The organism is Spirosoma aureum (assembly GCF_011604685.1).
Classification (GTDB): domain Bacteria; phylum Bacteroidota; class Bacteroidia; order Cytophagales; family Spirosomataceae; genus Spirosoma; species Spirosoma aureum.
The window spans coordinates 2,119,452-2,138,353 of record NZ_CP050063.1; the positions used below are offsets into that span (position 1 = coordinate 2,119,452).

Annotated in this window: 17 protein-coding genes; 4 read left to right on the forward strand and 13 right to left on the reverse strand. The window is 47.4% G+C overall.

All coding sequences use genetic code 11. The annotated features are described in order from the left end of the window. Positions 1–5: 5 nt before the first annotated feature. From G8759_RS08500 to G8759_RS08515, 4 genes are all read right to left on the reverse strand, one after another. Positions 6–608 carry a YceI family protein gene (locus tag G8759_RS08500; protein WP_167206978.1) on the reverse strand — a complete coding sequence of 201 codons (603 nt, stop codon included), beginning with the start codon at positions 606–608 and terminating at the stop codon, positions 6–8. Between the two features lie 332 nt (positions 609–940). After that, on the reverse strand, positions 941–1,468 hold the full coding sequence (gene idi / locus G8759_RS08505) for an isopentenyl-diphosphate Delta-isomerase (protein WP_167206980.1): 528 nt from the start codon (positions 1,466–1,468) through the stop codon (positions 941–943). A gap of 316 nt (positions 1,469–1,784) precedes the next feature. Beyond that, complete coding sequence (locus tag G8759_RS08510; protein WP_167206982.1) at positions 1,785–2,714, reverse strand: EamA family transporter; 930 nt, start codon at positions 2,712–2,714, stop codon at positions 1,785–1,787. 280 nt (positions 2,715–2,994) lie between these two features. Next, the gene (locus tag G8759_RS08515; protein ID WP_167206984.1) at positions 2,995–3,939 is read right to left on the reverse strand and encodes an NADP-dependent oxidoreductase; all 945 of its coding nucleotides are present in this window, start codon (positions 3,937–3,939) and stop codon (positions 2,995–2,997) included. 544 nt (positions 3,940–4,483) lie between these two features. Here G8759_RS08515 and G8759_RS08520 point away from each other — a divergent pair. The 3 genes from G8759_RS08520 (at position 4,484) to G8759_RS08530 (ending at position 7,379) form a co-directional block, all read left to right on the forward strand. Then, complete coding sequence (locus tag G8759_RS08520) at positions 4,484–5,035, forward strand: cupin domain-containing protein (protein WP_167206987.1); 552 nt, start codon at positions 4,484–4,486, stop codon at positions 5,033–5,035. A 244-nt stretch (positions 5,036–5,279) separates the two neighbouring features. Further along, entirely contained in the window at positions 5,280–6,326 is a 1,047-nt protein-coding gene (locus G8759_RS08525) for a sensor histidine kinase (RefSeq protein WP_167206989.1), read from the forward strand. Between the two features lie 3 nt (positions 6,327–6,329). Next, positions 6,330–7,379: a sensor histidine kinase gene (locus G8759_RS08530; RefSeq protein WP_167206991.1), complete on the forward strand. Its 1,050-nt coding sequence runs from the start codon at positions 6,330–6,332 to the stop codon at positions 7,377–7,379. 11 nt (positions 7,380–7,390) lie between these two features. On the opposite strand, the gene G8759_RS08535 is transcribed toward G8759_RS08530, so the two are convergent. The 5 genes from G8759_RS08535 to G8759_RS08555 all read right to left on the reverse strand — a co-directional run bounded on the left by G8759_RS08535 (position 7,391) and on the right by G8759_RS08555 (position 12,540). After that, complete coding sequence (locus G8759_RS08535; protein WP_162387884.1) at positions 7,391–8,200, reverse strand: LytR/AlgR family response regulator transcription factor; 810 nt, start codon at positions 8,198–8,200, stop codon at positions 7,391–7,393. A gap of 160 nt (positions 8,201–8,360) precedes the next feature. Next, positions 8,361–9,401, reverse strand: coding sequence for a sensor histidine kinase (locus G8759_RS08540; RefSeq protein ID WP_167206993.1), 1,041 nt, complete (start codon positions 9,399–9,401; stop codon positions 8,361–8,363). Between the two features lie 4 nt (positions 9,402–9,405). Then, on the reverse strand, positions 9,406–10,461 hold the full coding sequence (locus tag G8759_RS08545; protein ID WP_167206995.1) for a sensor histidine kinase: 1,056 nt from the start codon (positions 10,459–10,461) through the stop codon (positions 9,406–9,408). Between the two features lie 274 nt (positions 10,462–10,735). Next, entirely contained in the window at positions 10,736–11,665 is a 930-nt protein-coding gene (locus G8759_RS08550) for a hypothetical protein (protein ID WP_167206997.1), read from the reverse strand. Between the two features lie 182 nt (positions 11,666–11,847). Then, on the reverse strand, positions 11,848–12,540 hold the full coding sequence (locus G8759_RS08555) for a VOC family protein (RefSeq protein WP_167206999.1): 693 nt from the start codon (positions 12,538–12,540) through the stop codon (positions 11,848–11,850). Between the two features lie 220 nt (positions 12,541–12,760). On the opposite strand from G8759_RS08555, the gene G8759_RS08560 reads away from it, so the two are divergent. Further along, the gene (locus G8759_RS08560) at positions 12,761–14,104 is read left to right on the forward strand and encodes a sensor histidine kinase (RefSeq protein ID WP_167207001.1); all 1,344 of its coding nucleotides are present in this window, start codon (positions 12,761–12,763) and stop codon (positions 14,102–14,104) included. 95 nt (positions 14,105–14,199) lie between these two features. Here the strand turns inward: G8759_RS08560 and G8759_RS08565 are convergent, their stop codons facing one another. The 4 genes from G8759_RS08565 to G8759_RS08580 all read right to left on the reverse strand — a co-directional run bounded on the left by G8759_RS08565 (position 14,200) and on the right by G8759_RS08580 (position 18,762). After that, the gene (locus G8759_RS08565) at positions 14,200–14,469 is read right to left on the reverse strand and encodes a hypothetical protein (protein WP_167207004.1); all 270 of its coding nucleotides are present in this window, start codon (positions 14,467–14,469) and stop codon (positions 14,200–14,202) included. 20 nt (positions 14,470–14,489) lie between these two features. Further along, entirely contained in the window at positions 14,490–14,834 is a 345-nt protein-coding gene (locus G8759_RS35815; RefSeq protein WP_232074182.1) for a hypothetical protein, read from the reverse strand. 212 nt (positions 14,835–15,046) lie between these two features. Next, positions 15,047–16,291, reverse strand: coding sequence for a hypothetical protein (locus tag G8759_RS08575; RefSeq protein ID WP_167207006.1), 1,245 nt, complete (start codon positions 16,289–16,291; stop codon positions 15,047–15,049). After that, positions 16,288–18,762, reverse strand: a complete 2,475-nt coding sequence (locus G8759_RS08580) for a DUF2339 domain-containing protein (protein WP_167207008.1) — start codon at positions 18,760–18,762, stop codon at positions 16,288–16,290. The genes G8759_RS08575 and G8759_RS08580 overlap by 4 nt, the downstream gene beginning before the upstream one ends. Positions 18,763–18,902: the final 140 nt, after the last annotated feature.

An 18,902-nucleotide genomic window follows, 5' to 3' on the forward strand; every position in this document is an offset into this window, starting at 1 on the left:
TTTACTTATTTCTTGGCCTCAGCAGCGTTGCCTTCCTGTTTTACAAACTCACCGCTTGCTTTTATTTCAACTTCATCGCTGACAACTACTACGGGTATCGTACCAATACTAAAATCAGAGCGTTTCACCGAACTGGCTATCTTAAAACCAACTTTTTCCTGTTCTTTGCCGCCCTGTCCTTTCATTTTTACAGGACCAACCATCGTTACATCCAGCGTAACCGGTTTTGTTACACCATGCATAGTCAGATCACCGGTTGCGGTATATTTCTTGCCATCTACTTTCTTGAACGATGTGCTCTTGAAGGTCAGGGTCGGGAATTTTGCTGCGTCAAAAAAGTCAGGGCTTTTCAGGTGGTTGTCCCGGCGTTCGTTGTCCGTATTGATACTGGCTACATCAGCCGTAAGTTCAAAAACGGCATCCGAAAGGTCAGGCTTTGCCGAAGTAACTTTAGCATCGAAGGTTTTGAAATTACCATCTACTTCTGCCAGCAGATTGTGAGTTACGGTGAACCCGACGCGGGAGTGGGCCTTATCGACCGTCCAGCTTTGGGCTAGCGAAACTCCGGAAACAAAAAGGCAGGCAGCTAATACGGTAAGTGTCTTCATGTGTTTAATTGGTTTAATGGAATCAATTTTTCTAAGTTAGACTGGTTAATTCGAAATGAAAACGGTTAAAAAAACGAGTAATTGCCTGATAAGCAAAACTACTTTCCTGTATCAGTTCATAATTAATGTGTTTTAACCCGTAAAACCGACTTTCCTGTAGGTACATGTATTAGTACCCTTGGATAACGTTACCGGCTATTAATCAGGTATCTGCGCTACTAAATTGGGGTGATTAAGCCGGATTTTAGAAATGAGTCTTGCGGAATGCCCGATTTAGGTAGCTGAATCCGGTATTTTTTCGGTTAAATACCTAAGTATACAATTGACGTAAATTATACTGGTTGTTGAAGTCGCTCGAAGAGCATTCGAAACCAAACCGAAAACGTATCGGGAGCACTGATTATTTCCTGCCCCAGATCATCGGCCGATATCCAGCGGACAGCGCAAACTTCGTCAGGATTGAACGGAACCTGGCCCTGGTAGCGACCAGTAAAAACATGATCGAGTTCGTGCTCCGTCAGGCCGTTCGGCAATTCAGCGTGGTATCGAAAGCTGAATAGAGGTTCCAGCGCTGTCCGAAAACCCATTTCTTCGAACAGGCGTTGCTCGGCCTGATCGGCGGTGTTGTCGGGCCGACTTGGGTGACCACAACAACTATTCGACCATAAACCACCGGAATGATACTTTTGGGGTGCTCGTTTCTGAAGCAAAAAGTCTCCCTGATCGTTGAAAATCAGTACGGAAAAGGCCCGATGAAGTTCCCCTGACTGATGTACAGCCAGCTTTTCGGCCGTGCCGATCACGGCGTCATGTTCATTGACAAGCAATACGGTTGGTGAAGATGTAATTTCGTTCGTCATAAGTGAGTAGAATAGATGGTGGCACGGTTCGAAGTGAAAGTCCTAGCCTCAATATACCATTATTTTATGAACGGTCTTGCAGGGGTACGTAGTTTAGTAAGTTTCGTTAAAAAGTGAAATTTAATACTGAGTTTATACAAACGGCCCATCAATTTGTTTAAGCGCAAATGAAACTGCTGCCAGATGGGAGCTAGTTCATTAATAACTTGCCGGGTGTAGAAACCAGTTCCATCAGGATCTGGGTCAGGAATGGTAATATCCAGGCCTAATTTTAGCAAATGATCAGAGTAAAATGAGCTTAGGTGCAAGGGCGCTATTAAGGAGACGAAGGCCGATTAACCAGTAAAACACCAACCAGAATGACAGCCAGAGCCGCAATTTGCCGCTCCGTTATTACCTCGTTGGCCAGTGCCCAGCCGAGCAATACGGCTACCACCGGATTAACGTAAGCGTAGGTGCCTACCACGGCTGGTGGGCGTACCTGAAGTAACCACAGATACGATAAATACGCGACAATCGATCCAAACACAATCATATAAACCAGAGCCGTCCAGGTTCGAACCGTTACCTGATCGAAACTAAATCCTGACCACTCACCCAGTAGCCAGCTCACCAAGGCACAGAACAGGCTGGCTGCCAGCAATTGGATGGCTGCATTCAGGATGGTTGAGCCTGGGGCTGTGCGGTATCGGGAATAAAGTGATCCGACTGCCCAGCAAATCGTACCCGTTAAAATAACCGCTACGCTTGGCCAGTACATACTGGCCTTTGCCTGCGATACAAACGCGGCCGGATCTTCGCTGAAAAGCAACAGAATACCACCAAATCCAAGTAAAAGCCCCACTAAACGGAGTTTAGCCGTGCGATACGTTGCCCATTGTGGGCGATCGAGTACTACGAACCAGAGCGGTAAGGTCGTAACCAGAATAGCTGCCAGACCGGTTGGCAGGTATTGTTCAGCCCAGATGACCGAACCAGTGCCTCCTCCCAGCATCAATGTACCAGCCAGTGCGTTACGTGGGAGCGCCATACGCATATCTACCCGCTCTCCCTGCATACGACACCAGCTGAATAGTAACCCACCGGCAATGAAGAACCGAAGCGACGCCATTAGAAAAGGGGGCAGACTTTCCAGGCCGATCAGGGCAGCTATATAGGTTGATCCCCAGATCAGGTAAATAGCTGCGAATGCGAGTACGACCGTCCAGGACGTTGAGAGAGCACGCGGCTGCGTTTGTGTTGTCATGCCTTTCCAGGAAATAAAGCGCCTGCTTTTCTAAGTGCCAATTAATATAATTGTCAAGACTTAATTTTAGAAGATTATGCTGACTCATGCGCTTTCTCAGAAAACAGCGGCAAAAATTCGACTGATCAGCGAACAGATCAGGCAGTTACAGGAAACCAATGCAAAGTAACTGGCCGTTACGGCCAGTTACCCTGCCCAATGTGGCGTTGTGGCTGTTTTAGAGTGCGCACCCTGACAACCTGAGGCAAACCCCAGTTTCAGCGGGTAAAGGGTCAGACGACTATACGGTTACAATCAGTTTGCCTTTTGTTTTGCCGGTCTCAACCAGTGTATGCGCTTCGGGAAACTGATCGAACGTAAATGTATCGGATACATGGGACTGTAGCGTGCCATTGGCCATCCGATCGGCAATTTGACGCATGTCATCGCCATTTGACATTACACCCTGCCGGAAGCCATTGATTCCTTTGGCCTGCGTTTTTTCGGTTATAACGGCTTTGTTGCCAACGATACCCACAAGGGCACCACCCGGCCGGATAATGTTCAGCGATCGCTCAAACGTATCCCGCCCGATCGGATCCAGCACAAAATCAATGTCGGTTAGCACCTGGTCGAATTTCTGAGACGTATAGTCGATGTGTTCATCGGCCCCCAACTCCAGCACAAAGTCACGATTGGCAGCTGATGACGTACCAATCACATAGGCTCCCAGATGCTTTGCCAGTTGTACGGCATAATGCCCAACACCACCCGCTGCCGCATGAATGAGGACCCGATCGCCCGGTTTGATCTTAACAAAATTGACCAGTGACTGCCAGGCGGTCAGGGCTGCGAGGGTGGCAGCAGCAGCGGATTCATGGGACACAAGATCGGGTTTTAGCGCAAGTTGCGCAGCCGGAGCCGACACATACTCGGCATAGGCCTGACCGTGGCCGGGAAAGCGTACCATGCCAAAGACCGCATCGCCCGGTTTGAAATTGGTAACATCGCTACCGATTTCAGTGATTATCCCCGAAATATCCCACCCTAATATAACGGGCTCACCAGCCTTAGGGGTAAACCAGGGTGGAAACTGGCGACTGGTTCGAAGAAAGGCATCCACCGGGTTTATACTAATGGCTTTTGTCTGAACCAGTACGTCGGTTGGAGCTAGTACTGGCATGGGTAGGTCGGCCAGAATTAGCTTGTCAACCCCTCCCGGTTCTTTAAGAATTACCGCTTTCATGTCTAGTTAATTAATCGATTACTGTTATGGCTGACCGAAACACGATGCCAATGGATTTAGTAACGAGCGTCACCTGAATAAACTAATCAAAAAATAGGTGGGTTCTACAAATAAAACAGCCGACTATCGGCGCGAAAAAACCGAATCGCCGGCCAGTTAGGGTTGGTGAAATACGGCGATAAAAATGACGAAAAATCACATTCATAGCATGTTCCTATAGTTACTTAACAGGAATTTCGTGTAAAAATGCCAAAGTCATAAACTGATTTATAGAACGAGAATAATCCATGCCTTTATAAGCCGCACAGGGGTGAATTGCCAATTTATCGTCTGGAAAATGACACGGCTACCAGGGTTTAAATTTTTGATACGAAAGTGCTGATTGACTAACTCGCAGCATTGCCTGAAGATAATTTATTCGACAGTTAATAGTTCCGGTTCATGGCTCAATTCCGGGAGTTCAGTTCAGAATTGATTGATATTCGCTCATCTTGTACCTATTCTTGTTTCCCAATTGCGACGTGTTAACCTCTTTACTGATACTATGGCTTATCAAAATAAACTAGTTCAGAATAAAATAACCGGCCAGAACATCCGGTTTTTGCAGACAGCTGCCGACACGAACGGCAAACTGCTGGAGATGGAATCGACCTATCGCGCGCACTCAAAAGAGCCAACGGCACACTATCATCCCTTTCAGGAAGAAGATTTCGAAATTCTGGCCGGAGAGCTTACTGTTCAGCTGGATGGGCAATTGAAGATTCTGAAAAAGGGTGATAAACTGCATGTTCCGGCCAATACCGTCCATGCCATGTGGAATGCGTCTGACGGTGAGACCGTCATCAACTGGCAGGTAAGGCCAGCCATGGACACCGAGCAACTGCTCGAAACGGCAAATGGGCTCGCCAGCGATGGTAAAGTGAAGGCAACCGGAATGCCACCACTGTTGCAGACGGCACTCATGGCCAACCATTTTTCGAATGTTTTCAGGATTGCTAAACCACCGTTTGCCGTGCAGAAAATCCTGTTTACGCTCCTGACGCCGTTTGCCTATCTTGCTGGTTATAAGCCGACCTATAAGAAATACCTCGACTAAGGAGTTTCTTTGCCATTATTAGATGAATCGGAGACCGTCTCTACAGCGTACAATGGCCTAACCCTTATTGCCCAGTGCCGTATACGGGTCGATGGCGAGGTTCTACGGCTGGCTGCTGCGGGGTACGTTTTGTGAATAGAAAGCTACCGGGAACCGGGGCAACCCAGGACTCGCAACTTACGCTAAAATCTATATCTTTACTGGAAAGCGCTGTTGTAGCCGTATTTTCTACACATCAGTAAGCATGAAGCCGTTCAACGACACAAAACTGCGAATTTTTGGGCCCATCGTACTGTTTGTGTTCGGCACTATCTTTTTTCGGCTGAACTGGTATTTCGAACTGTCTTTCCCGGATTTAGTCAAATCTGATCTGATTGCCTTAGCCGCTGGCTTTACCTGCTGGGAAGTAGCCCGGCGGGTTATCATGTCGTTACAACGTCGTTTTCCCGATTTGTCTCAAACACAAACGCGCTTCAAATGGCTGTTGGCAATGGCTCCGGTATTGGTCAATTTTGCCTGGTTTATTCGGTATGTAGCCCAGAATGTGGCGAATGACAGCGTTTGGGAGTTGCCTGATTTCGTCGACTATACTTATTCGATTGGGATTCAAATTTTTTATTGTTGTGTCTACATGGTGATTTACGAAGGAATTTATAGCCTGCGTAAATGGAAACAGACGCATGCAGAGAAGGAAGCCCTCCGGAAAACTGCGTTACAGAGCCAGCTCGAAGAACTAAAAAGCCAGATCAACCCCCATTTTCTATTCAATTCGCTCAATTCGCTATCAGCCCTGATTGGCGAAAATCCTGCTCAGGCCGAAACCTTCGTCGATGAGATCAGCAGCGTTTATCGGTATTTATTGCGTAACAATGAGGATCGACTCACGTCCTTGCGCGATGAGCTGGCTTTCATTGAGTCGTATTATCACCTGTTGAAAACCCGCTATGGTGACGGTATTGACATTTATATGGCTGTCGATCCGCAATATGACGACTATCTGCTGCCACCACTAACGTTGCAGATGCTGGTGGAAAATGCTGTTAAACACAACGTAATTCTGCCGGAATTGCCGTTGCAGATTGACATACGGGTGCAGAATGAACAGCTTATTGTTCAGAATAATCTTCAGCGTAAAACAACCAAAGTCGCTTCAAATCGCATTGGATTAGCGAACATTCTGACCAAATACAAACTGCTGGGTGAAGATCAGGTATCAATTGAAGACGATGAAGACTATTTTACAGTACGATTGCCCTTGCTGCGTGCCCACCAATTGACGACTACCTTGTAATTCATGACGACATCCTTCAACGATAGCAAACTCCGTATTTGGGGACCCATTGGGTTGTTTGCGTTCGTTGCGCTATTTTTTCGACTGGATTGGTATCTCAGACTGCCTTTTCGAACGCTCGTAATCAATGATCTGATTGGTTTATCGATCGGGCTACTTTGGTGGCAACTGGCGCGGTGGGTCGTTTTGCAGCTTCAGACCCATTATCCCGGCCTGCACAATAGCCGGAAACGCTTGCTCTGGTTGTTGATACTGCTGCCTGTTATGGCGAATCTGGCCTGGTTTGTGCGCCAGACTACCCGATTCGTGCTGGATGGAAATATCTGGTATTTTTCGAAACTGATTGAATATTCGCGGGCCGTTGGCATGCAGTTTTTTTACCACTGCGCTTATTTTGTGATTTATGAAGGTGCTTATGTGCTTAAAGAATGGCGAAAAGCGCAGATCGAGAAAGACGAATTAACAAAACGGAATCTCCAGAGCCAGTTGGTTTCGCTGAAAAATCAGGTGAGTCCGCATTTCCTGTTCAACAGCCTTAATTCCATTTCGTCGCTGATTGCCGAAAATCCCCATCAGGCCGAAGCCTTCGTGGATGAACTGGCGAGCGTGTACCGGTATCTGTTGCAGGCGGGTGAACGCGAGCTGACTACCTTGCGTAACGAACTGACCTTTATCGAGTCGTATTCGTATCTGCTTAAGATGCGTTATGGCGCAGGGCTTGAGTTAACGATTTCGGTCGACCCGGCTTATTCCCATTACTTAATGCCACCACTAACCTTACAACTGCTTCTCGAAAACGCCCTTAAACACAATGCCTTTTTGCCCGATCGGCCCTTGAAGATCACAATTCGTACGATTCAGGGCTATAAGCTGATCGTCGAAAATACGATCCAGCGTAAGCGGGTGCGGGTAGAAACGGCAGGCGCCGGATTGTCGAATATGGCCACTAAATACCAGGTACTCGATCAGCCAACGCCAACCATCGAAGAACTGGACGATTGTTTTCGGGTAACCTTGCCGCTTTTAGTCGACCACGAATCACTTGTCCATTAAGTAGAACGTAGTTATTTTCCCATCCACTTTTTGAAATCGGTGGCCCGTTCGCGGCTTACCAGAACCTCTTCGTCGGTAGCCGGTTTGAGTATAAGTTTAAGCTTATTGTTGAAGTAGGGGTGGATCTGCTGGACCGTATTGATCTGGACAATAAATTGGCGATTGGCCCGGAAAAACTGTGCTGGATCAAGCATTTTTTCCAGCTCATCAAGTGGATAATCCAGTGAATATTTCTGGTTTGCGTGCGTGCGAAACAAGCTGACGCCTTCTTCCGAATAAAAATAGGCAATGTCGCTGACTTCAATTGGTACCCACTGCTGCCGGTGTTTGACCAGAAAGCGACGCCGGTAATCGGTCGGCTGGATTTGCTGCCGGAGCTGCTGAACCAGCGCGTCGATATCCATTACGCCCACATCACTGGTTTTCGGTTCAATCGTGTCGCCGTTATCGGCAACCGTACGCTTGTATTTGGCCAGACTGGCCTCTAGTTCGTGCCGTTTGATGGGCTTCAATAAATAGTCGATACTATTGACTTTGAAAGCCCTGAGCGCATATTCGTCGTAGGAAGTTGTAAAAATAACCGGCGCACCAACCGTTGTTTGCTCGAAGATTTCGAAGCTTTGTCCGTCGGCCAGTTCGATATCCATTAGAATTAAGTCGGGCGCAGATGGCTGACCGGGGCCATTGGCGTTGAGCCAGGCAACCGACGATCGTACACTGGCTGCGGTGCCAACAATCTGAATGGTTGGGTCTACATCCAGCAAAAGCTTGGATAGTTTCCGAACAGCTAATTCTTCATCTTCAATTAAAAATACGTTCATAGGGTCGCTACCTTGAGGGTGAGGTTAAGTTTCTGGCCTGGTTATGTTACAAAATGATAAAAGAAGCACTATTTATCCAAAATTATATTGCTTGAACTGATATAAGTGAGCCATGAAACGGTGCTTTCTGCCTATGAAACCACGCATTTCCGGGGTAGAATTACTCAGAATTGGCTAGTAATGGCAAGGTTACACTAAAAGTCTGATCATTTTCCTGAATGCTTACCGAACCCTGGCCAAGCAGTTGATATTTAGTAGTTATGTTGGATAAGCCTACCCGGTTTGAGGGCACCCGAATATTTTTTCGCTGCACATTATTTTGTACTTCCAGCCTTCCATCCGGCGTTGTGGCGATGCGAATCGTGAGCGGTTGCTGGGGAAGAATGATATTATGCTTCACTACGTTTTCAATCAAAATTTGAAGCGTTAGTGGAGGAAGCAGATAGTCGGCTAAGGCAGGATCAATAGCAAGCCTTAGCTGAATACCGTCGCCATAGCGTGTATTGAGCAGATGAAAATACGATTGAGCGAACTGAATTTCCTGACTTAGCGTAGCGAGTTCGGTCTCATTACTTCGGAGCAGATAGCGATACACACTGCTCATTTCTTCCACAAATCGTTCGGCCTGATCGGGGTCATCTTCAATCAGCGACGATAACGAATTGAGCGAATTGAATAAAAAATGGGGGTTGATCTGGCTTTTTAATCCATCGAGCTGGCTTTGGAGATTAGCTTTTTTTAGCTGTTCGGTTTCAATGAGCGTTTGTTCCCAGTGCGTAAAAGCAAAAACACCTTCATAAACCGTAATGACCATAACAACCACCAGCAGGTCATAGGTATAAGCCCACCCCAACCAGCCCGGATAAACAGGAAATGCTGGTGAGGCAACCACTTTATATAATCCATAAATAACCGATATTGTCAGGCATGATTGAAGACCGGTTAGAATAAACATAAAAAGAATGCGCCGGGGAGTCTGCTGAGAGTACGGAAAATGCTGATTGATATAAATGGAAATAGCGTTGTTGGCCAACCAGTTACCATAGGAAAGCAAACCCGCCGAGAGGGTAGCAAATCCGAAAATCTGCCAGTTTTGCCAGTATACATTTCTCAGCAGAATCCAGTTCAGAATAAACACAAAAACGGGCAATACGACTAACTGCAATGTGCTGTCCTGTTCTGTGTAGCTGAATCGTTTCATCCGACTACTGGGTTTCGGCGATAAAATTCTCCTGGGTCTGCGACGTACGGACCAGCGGAATCTGAACAGTAAACAGGTGACTGTCGTCTTCAATAATAGGTCGGGGTAGACCAAGGGTTTCAAAGCGGGTGGCCAGCCTGCTTAGTCCGCCTGGTTGCGTTGACACGGTCAGTTTCTTACGCTGAATACCATTACTAATTTCCAGGTTGCCGTCGTTGGTCGTTAGGATACAAATTGTCAGTGGCTGTTCAGGTAACAGCAGATTGTGGCGTAGGGCGTTTTCAATGAGTGTCTGGATGGTGAGCGGAGGGAGCCACCGATCCGAAAACTGGTCATCGACCCGGATGTCCCAGTGAATAGTCGTTCCGAAGCGTGTATCGAGCAGATAACGATACGCTGTAAAAAACGTCATCTCATCGCAGAGCGTTACAATGGGGCGTTGTCCGGCCTGTAGCAGGTATCGATAAACACTCGATAACTCATCCAGAAACGCACAGGCCCTCGTTCTGTCTTCGGCAATGAGCGCCGATAGCGAATTGAGCGAGTTGAACAGGAAATGCGGATTCACCTGATTTTTCAGTCGATCATATTGTTGTTGCAGACCTGCTTTTTTCAGCGCTTCAGCTTCCTGTAAAGCTTCCCGGTATTTCTGGAGGTAATAGATGACCTCATAGATAGTCCCGACAATGAGCACCCAAACCAGACTGACGGCTATAAATTTACCATATACCTCACCCGTAGCCGGAATACTGCTCAGCCCGGTTGCGCCTGAGAGCCAGACAATCATAGCCTGCATACTGGCTGTGATCGCCAGGTAGCCGCCAAACGTAATAAATACTCGTTTACGGGTTTGTTTAATGTCGGAATATCGCCGACGGATGTACATCAGCCATTGCAGGGTCACATGCCACATGAGCGAAGCATAGCCGATACCAACAAGCGACCAGCCTACGTAGAGCCGCAGGTTGTAGTAGCCCTCCCTTAAAAAGAGGAGATTAGCCAGCAGGACCGCCAGTGGAATAACAAACCAGCGGAGCCATTTGTCGTTAGGATGTTCCAAAAGCGATTTTGGTTGAACAAAACGGGGAATCACGATGCGGGTAAAATTAATGATTTTTCGATCTCACAGGTAGTCAACCGCTTATGGGTTGGTAATGTAAAAATAAAAGCCCACTCACCTTCCGAAAATGGTGAGTGGGCTCATGTGACAAATTCAGAGGATGAAACGGTATTTTAGGTAATGGATTGACGAAGTGTCCCAGAATGAGTTAATGAATTGAGGACTTCAGTTGCTATTTTTCCATACTTACGTACTGTGGCCTGTCTGTGTTAACTTAGTGGAGGTCGGCCAGCCACTGTTGCGCAAACGAACGAGCTTCTGCAACCGGTTCTTTACCTAGGCGATACAGAAATTTCCATTCGGCTGGTTTGCGCTGGTAGAGCGGGTTGGCAAATTCCTGTTTAGATCCCATCGGCACGAGCCTGGCTTCAAAATCAACTGAATTGCTGAGTTCAATAAAATCCTGTAGCCGCTTTTTTAGTAAGGGTTTAAAGTCCGCGTGGGCGTCAAATTCGGCTTTTTGTTGGCGATACCGGGCAATACCTTCCCGGTCGGCCTCCGAATCGTTGGCTGGTTTAGCCATGTTTCCCCGTGCCTGCTGTTTGAGATAGGCTAAGTACTGCTTTTTGAAGTCGGCCGCTGGGAGCGATAACATCTTTTTGAGGTCAGCAATATAGCGTGTCCGCTCTGTACGCTCATCGCCGGAGAGCGAGGCTATTTTCCTTTCTTCTTCCGGCAATTGCGAGCGGATGCCCATTTGCAGCATAGCCGGGTCTAGTTGAGCAAAGGCCTGATCCATGTTTGCCAATTGCCCTTCTGCGGCCACTTTCCCGGCATCGTGCTCCTGTTTTTTCTTTGCCAGATTTTCGGGGCTGTAGGCATCGTTGTATGGGTACTCCTGCTTCAGATCCTGAAGCCATTCCTGCCGAAAAACGGATGATTCAACGTACGTCCGAACGGTTTTGCCTAACGTCCGCACTGTAGCCGCCCTCGACGATTCGGGGAGTCGGCGGGCCATAGTACGAATCGTTGAGGTGCTGTTGAAAAAGAACCATTTGGGTTCCTTCAGATTGAGCAGTACATCTTGTTGGAGTTTACCCAGACCAATGCCCAGGTCGGCCAGTACATCGCTGGAACGGGCGGCAATCAGCCAGTAGCTAGCTGTAAGCAGTGCCAGTAAAAAGAGTTGTTTAACGGGTTTCATGATATTGGTTATAAAAAGAGGAAGGAGTTGATGTTGACAAAGTTGGCAGAGCGTTCGCTCTTACAGAAGTGTGACTGAAACCAAGTGCAACAAACCAATGGTCAACCGTAGTATTTTGTCGTTGAAATGAATAACTGTGTAATTGGTTATGAACCGGTTTTGCCGTTATTCATTTCTCGTCATTACCCAATGGCTGAACCAATTGGCGACTGATTTACCTGATAACTAAACAACGTTTGTATGTCTCCGTTAGGCTTTGTCTCGAATACTATCCGGCAGTAAGACAGGCCAGCCGGTGTATTGGTAAATAGCCAGTTGCGGCCAACCTTTGAGAGAATGAACAACCCATTATCGTCGCCGAGCGCGTTGAAGTCGGACATGGGTGTTGAGCGACTGAATTGCGTTACGCCAAACTGTTGTTTGAGCTGGCGGGTCGTATAAGACACGTTCTCGGTTACAATACCTATTTCGCTGATGCCCTGAAACAAATCACCGATGGTCAGGTTCGGGTTGTCGAGTAACAGTTCGTTTCGACCAATGAATTCGAGCAGATTGCCGTTGTTATCGTAGAAGTAACAGGCTCTGGCATTCCAGTTGGGGAAATCGGCAATCGTTTGATTAACAGCCTGTGTGTCCAGATAATCGAGTTGATAGCAATGCATGCATACTTCCAGAGTGCCGGCCGGAACGTTGATGGCAAAGTGATAAGGAGCCACCGGAATGGTTACCGCTCTAAATGTCAGGCGTGTCCAGCCCAATTGCAGAGTGATATAGTCCGCTGATTCGGCCAGAATATCCAGCCCTAATTGCTGCGTGTAGAATCGCCGGGTCCCTGCCGGATCGGCTGTATAAAGTTCAATATCAAGGAATTTCATGGCCTGGGAGATAGACTACTACCTGCTTTCTGTTGTTTACTATCCCAAAAATGGTTGATATACGGTTGGTAAATCAAGACTCTGCTTCCTGAAACGGAAAAAGATGGGCATGAACCGTTTTTACATCATTCTACCGACTATTAAACCAATTGATTGAAGCATCTATATTTTTTTGTACATTCGTTCTTGCTTTTGGGCAATCATAAGGAAGACACCGTCAATGACTTACGAAGCCTGGTCACCCCTTTTTCTGGGCATGGTGATTGCCATGTTGCTGACCAATGCCGTACAATGGTTCATGTATCGGGAACGCATTTACGGCCTTTATACCATTTATACGCTGACCTGGGCCATTTACTTTACCATTAATCACTTTGGCCTGCCTAAAAATATTGGAAATTTCTACAAGCTGCTGCTGTCGTATTCGTCGTATATTCTGTATCTGGAGCTAGCCAAAATTTTTCTGGAACTTCGGGGGCGGCCCCGTTTTTTGTACTGGGTAACCCGCGTACAGTGGGTGTTGGTTTTCTACTGCGTGACCAAAACGTACATCTATCTGTTTACCGATTTCTGGCAAACAAAGCTTCACGATTTACTGCTTCATCCGGTTCGCTTTGCCCTTCTGACGGTGGGTGGTTATATCGTTTTCACGTTTTATCGATCAAAAGACATGGTGGCCCGGTTCTTTGTTGCCGGTACTGCCTCCCTGATGATCAATCACTCGATTACGCTGCTTCTACTGATTCGTTCGTCTGATCTTAGCCTGAAATTACCGTTCTGGCAACACCCTGATCTGTTTGTTCAACTGGGTGTCGTGCTGGATCTGATATTCTTTTCGCTGGGTATTTCGTACCGGCATCGGCGCGAAGCCGTTCGGAAGGCCGTTGTCGAAAAAAATCTGGAAAACGAACGCGAACAGCATTATCGTGAACAGCTCGAAGCGGATCTCGCCATGCAGCAGCTCCAGCATGAAAAAACGGAAGTGCAGATGCGGGCTTTACAGAGTCAGATTAATCCACATTTCCTGTTCAACAGTCTGAATACGCTGTCGTCACTGATCGACGAAAGTCCCCGGCAGGCCAATGATTTTGTCGATGAATTATCGAGCGTTTACCGCTATCTGCTGCGGAGTAACGAAAATGAATTAACGACACTGGATCTTGAACTGACCTTTATCCATTCGTATTTTCACCTGCTCCGAACCCGGTTTGGCAACAATGTGAGTCTGGAAGTATCTATCGATGAGGCTTATAATAAGGCCTGGCTTCCACCGCTAACCTTGCAGTTACTGGTTGAAAATGCAGTAAAGCATAACGTTGTTCTGCCCGAAGCACCACTCCTTATTCGTATCCGTACGACCGATCAGAAACAACTGATTGTCGAAAATACGTTGCAACGGAAACCATTGCGGGTCGAATCGAATGGCGTGGGTTTGTCGAACATATCCATTAAATATCAGCTTCTGAATCAGCCAGATCCCATGATTGAAGAACAGGATGGCTGGTTTCGGGTTACTTTACCTTTACTCGTACCACAGACGATGCTGCTGAAACAACAAGCCTGAAATGATAGATGGGTAACTGGCAGGATTTGCTCGCCAGTTACCCATCTATCTCAAACTAGTGCCCGGCTCATTTAAACCTTATGAGTGTGTTTGAGTTAGTGGATGATCCATTTTAGCGTGCGCCGACTATGAACCACCCAATTGAAGCCTTCACTGGTGTGGGGAGGGCGTCCATGGTCTTTGGCTAACCGACGATACTTGCCCAACAAGGCAAAGATAGGTTCCAACACCCAGCGTTTGGCCGTTAAGAGCGACTCGTTGGCTTTGGCAATCGGATGAGCCGGCACCCGTACTTGTTGGCCTGTGTGGGTGGCAATCCGGGCAAAGTGTCTGCTCAAGCTGGCAACGGCATAGATGGTCTTCACGCGCTCTAGCAGCGGTTGCTTTACCAGGGCTGATGGCCAATAGCATGCCGCCCTGGTGCACTCATGGTGGTTGGCGGCCACAATAGGTTCCCCAACTCATCAACAGCAATCAGCCGCTGACGGCCTCTGATTCGCTTGTAGCCATCATAGCCTACCTGTTGGCCAGTCGTTTCGGTTGAGCGCACACGTTGCGCATCGATTATCACCTGGGTGGGCAGGGGGCCACCCTTGGGCCACTCGATGTACCAGAGGCAGTTTGGTGACGATCCCTTCAAGCGTACCATCCGCCACCCACTTATAAAAATACCAGTAGACGTTCCGCCAGGGGGAAAAGCCCTGGGGTAAATCACACCAAGTGGCGGCATTTTTAGTCAGTTAGAGCACGGCTTCCACGATTAGTTTGATGGGCCATTTCCATTTACTTTGCCGTTGGACTTGAATTAGGGGTTGGATAACTTGCCACTGCAAAGGGCCTAAGTCAATCGAATAGGAGTTTTGCACACCTTCTTGACGAGTGGCCCCCTTCGTTTAGTTCAAAATAGGCTTACTCAAACACACTCGGTAGGTTTTAAAAACCTTATAGGTCTGGTTTGGGGTTCGATTTTCCCATTTCCCGCAACATCCGATACGACAAAATCCCCAGCATCACCAACACCAGCCCTAATGCAGGCCAGATGATCCGACGATCACTGAAAAGAGACGTAGTTTCGGTCTTGCTGGAGCTGATAGAACGAACAATTCCGACCTGAACGATTGGCGAATTGGCCGGAAGATTATTTTTGAAATAGGCCAGATCGTAAGCTGGAGCGGCACTATTCTTGGCACCGAAACGGAGTAGATAGGCTGAGTCAGCCGTCAGGTTCGCCAACAAAAATGTGGCATACTGATACGCCCGAACATCGCTGACAACCAGCGGTTGATTGTCGTCATTCGTGATGATGACATATAAATCCTTTGCTTTCAGGCCCGGCAGGTAGATCACACTGCTATCTGCTGAGCTTAGTTCGACCGTGCGTACAATGTCAAACCACTGTTCTAGGCGGCCCCGTTTCTTTTTCCGGGTACGAAATTGACCAACAGCGGCCTGCCGTCTAAATGGTGCAGACGCTTTGAAACGGATACTAAGTTTATCGAAGCGGGCATTACGGGTTCGGCTAAGGTGAATGTAGGTTTGTTTATCACTACTGTCTCTCTGCGAAATCGTGACATCAGGAATCAGCGAAAAATCGCCTGCTTTGGCCGCTGTCAGATAGTAGCCAATTCGTAAAATATTTAATGGGGTACTTAACGAGTCATTGATGTCGAGCCGGTAATACTCGTAATCACTTAGGGGAAAGTCCAGTCGTTTCGTTTCGGTTGTACTAGCGTTAGTCTGGGTGGGTTCCAGCCACAAATTATCATCAATTGCATACCAGTTTTGAGCGTCTGAACTGCCACTAAGTCTGGCCTTTTTACCCACGTTTGTATTTTTAATAAGAAGGCCGAGTGAATTAATCCGATTTTTAGCCCGATTTCGTAGAATCACTGTCGTGGCCACATGCGGTAACGCGTTTCGACTCACGACTTCATAGTCGATAAATTGGGCAATCCGACCCGGTTGCTCACGAATCAATACATAGGGAATCTCATGCTTTTGATGGTCATAAAGCCGGATGTCAGTCAGCCCCATATTGAGCTGCCCAACAACATCGGGTGGTAACTGAATACGATGATAGCCCGATTGTTGAACCGCTTCGACAGGAGCCTCCAGACGAAACGATTGCGCCTGGCTTGTTATCGTTATGAAGAGGCTGGCTATGGTTAGATAAATGAAGTGGGTCATTGTTCAGCCGTCGGTGGTGTCGTATCGTTGGCTAGTATTAACTGCTTGATTCGCTGGTACATAAACGATATGATGAGCAATAATGCACCTAATGAGATAAAGGCGGCAATGCGTCCTCCTTCGGAAATGCCCTGAAGATCATAAAAGAATAACTTCAGTAGGGTCAGTGCAAATAAGCTAAGCGACATAATCCGGAATGCACGGTTTCGGCGGGTGAGGCCCAGATACATGAAGGCAAAGGCGCACAGCCCCCAAATAATCGGCAGTCCTACCTTATTGGTTTGCACGAGCAGAGCGTAATAGCGATCATCGATAACAATTTTTTGAGACGGCTGGCGGGCAATATCGGCTGCCGAAAAGTTGAAGAAAATAACATGAGCAGCCAATTCATAACTCGCGATATAAACCACGACAAATCCTAGAAGCCAGGGCCAGATTTTAGTAATTAGTGGTGGTATAGGCTCCAGAAGCGACTTGACCTGGCTTCCCAAAACCAGAATGCCAACGACCGCAGCCAGACTGAGATAATGGAGCGGATAGCCAATTAAGCTCGGTTCATCTCCTCGATAATACGTACCTAATAGCTCAAGAACGGCAGGGCTGAATAGCGTTATGAACAGGATCAGGCCAAGCAGTCCAATTACCGACGTTTGTAGGAGCCAGCTACGAACCTGATAGCGTCGGGCTATCAGCAAGAGTACAAAGGCAAACGAAAGATGATATGTACCCAGCAAAATCGTACGGTTGGGACCGAAACCAAATGCCGTTATGAGCTGATAATTTACTTCGAACGCACCACTTAAATAAATTGTCAAAAGCGTGAGGTATCGTATGATCCGGGTATAAGCTGGTACGCTCAACTGACCCATCCATAACTGAAAAGGCGATGTCTGATTCCGAAGCAGCCGATTGGTTAATAGGAGGCCGATGATAGCAATACTGCTGGTAATGAATGCTTTATTGAGTATAATGGGCAGGGGAGGAGTAGACGCTACACCGTAAAGATTCGCCCAGTCCATGGTCAGGCTGATCAGCATTAAACCCATGACAACGATAGCTCCTGTCGCGATTAATGTAATTCCGGAACGCTGAGCCAGCCATAATAACAATACAGCCTCCAGCGCCCAGAACATAGTGATAAAATTGCCATCCAGTTGCACGGGTATTGTCAGGCTGGCGAATGTAATTATAAGCCCGATAAGCAGGTAAATGAGGGTACGATCAACGAATTCACGTCGGTATAAAAGCAAGGCAATGCCCGCGTTTATAACCGCCAGGCCCGCTGTAAATAGCCCCTGGTAGGCACCCTGATTAATAGAGCTTAAAATGAACATCCCGGCCGCGTAGTAGAACGCCGTATTGCTCATAAGCAGGCTGATTTCTACCGCCGAGAATTTCTTACGTTCCTTCAGGTTATAAATCAGATTCATCGCCATAAACACCAGATAAAATAACGTGGCGAAGATCAGGGCTCCCACATAAGGAGCATTCTTTACGCCATTGACTTCACCACTAAGCCACAGACTATAAAGAAGCACGGTGAAACCATAAGCCACAAAATGGACGATATTCCACTTTTTGAAATAGGCTAACACCAGCATCCCACAATCTAAAACAAGTAGGTAGGTGAATAAAACGATGTAATTTCCCTGGCCCGAACTAGCCATAAAGGGGGTGGCAAATCCACCAATGAGCGACATGACGGCCAAAGCAGGACGATTGTAGGCAATGGCCAATAGGACCGAAAATCCAGTAATGACGACCATCAGCACGAAAGCCACTGTCTGGCTAAAAATCTTATAGTCCGAAAAGGCGATGGCAATGGTAAAATAAAGCACCGATAAGCCACCCGCGACCAGCACGGAACTAAAGGCTACAAACGAATTGCGCATACGGTGTGCTACTCCCAACAAAAGTCCGCCAGCCAGAATGCCGATGAAGACCCGGCCAATTTCGTTGATCCACTGTTGATCGATGGCGAATTTGACAAAGTATCCGATCCCCGCAACCAGAATTGCAATACCAATCTTGTTGATTAGGTTTTCGCCGATGAATTTTTCCAGATCGGGATTTTCAGCGAGAAAACGCTGGAAAAATGAAGGCGTTGGCTCCGCTGGAATAATGGGTTGAGGAATGGGCCGAAGAGAGGGTATTTCTGATGTTGGCTCGGGTCTGATGTCAGGTACAGTTGCCAGAGGCAACACAAGCTCGGGTTCCGTTACAACTACCGGTGGCACTTCTATGGGAGGAATTGCCACGACAGGTGGCTTCTCGACGGTGCGTTCGGTTGTTAGTTCGGGAGTTGGAGCAGGACCGGCATTGTTGACGATTTCATTCCTGAATTTAAGTAGGTCATTCCGTAGGTTAGTCAGATCGGTATGCTGGTTTTCGAGCAATTGTTTGACGGCACTAAACCGACTGTTGGCGACAATGACCAACACAATTAAAACAAAGAGTAAAAAGGCTTCCATTTTAAGGTAAAAGGCAGATTTAGAGTGGTGTTACGGAGGTGTAGACGGACAAATATGCAAAAAATAGAACACCCTATAGCACATGACTTTCTAATAGGTAAGACAACTTAGTCATCGGTCGTTTGGTACGGAAAAGCCTG

Coding starts and splice junctions, on each gene's coding strand:
- G8759_RS08500 (WP_167206978.1), bottom strand. CDS start 608: ATGAAGACACTTACCGTATTAGCTGCCTGCCTTTTTGTTTCCGGAGTT.
- G8759_RS08550 (WP_167206997.1), bottom strand. CDS start 11,665: ATGAAACCCGTTAAACAACTCTTTTTACTGGCACTGCTTACAGCTAGC.
- G8759_RS08525 (WP_167206989.1), top strand. CDS start 5,280: ATGAAGCCGTTCAACGACACAAAACTGCGAATTTTTGGGCCCATCGTA.
- idi (WP_167206980.1), bottom strand. CDS start 1,468: ATGACGAACGAAATTACATCTTCACCAACCGTATTGCTTGTCAATGAA.
- G8759_RS08575 (WP_167207006.1), bottom strand. CDS start 16,291: ATGACCCACTTCATTTATCTAACCATAGCCAGCCTCTTCATAACGATA.
- G8759_RS08555 (WP_167206999.1), bottom strand. CDS start 12,540: ATGAAATTCCTTGATATTGAACTTTATACAGCCGATCCGGCAGGGACC.
- G8759_RS08580 (WP_167207008.1), bottom strand. CDS start 18,762: ATGGAAGCCTTTTTACTCTTTGTTTTAATTGTGTTGGTCATTGTCGCC.
- G8759_RS08515 (WP_167206984.1), bottom strand. CDS start 3,939: ATGAAAGCGGTAATTCTTAAAGAACCGGGAGGGGTTGACAAGCTAATT.
- G8759_RS08535 (WP_162387884.1), bottom strand. CDS start 8,200: ATGAACGTATTTTTAATTGAAGATGAAGAATTAGCTGTTCGGAAACTA.
- G8759_RS08520 (WP_167206987.1), top strand. CDS start 4,484: ATGGCTTATCAAAATAAACTAGTTCAGAATAAAATAACCGGCCAGAAC.
- G8759_RS08530 (WP_167206991.1), top strand. CDS start 6,330: ATGACGACATCCTTCAACGATAGCAAACTCCGTATTTGGGGACCCATT.
- G8759_RS35815 (WP_232074182.1), bottom strand. CDS start 14,834: ATGCCGCCACTTGGTGTGATTTACCCCAGGGCTTTTCCCCCTGGCGGA.
- G8759_RS08560 (WP_167207001.1), top strand. CDS start 12,761: ATGACTTACGAAGCCTGGTCACCCCTTTTTCTGGGCATGGTGATTGCC.
- G8759_RS08510 (WP_167206982.1), bottom strand. CDS start 2,714: ATGACAACACAAACGCAGCCGCGTGCTCTCTCAACGTCCTGGACGGTC.
- G8759_RS08540 (WP_167206993.1), bottom strand. CDS start 9,401: ATGAAACGATTCAGCTACACAGAACAGGACAGCACATTGCAGTTAGTC.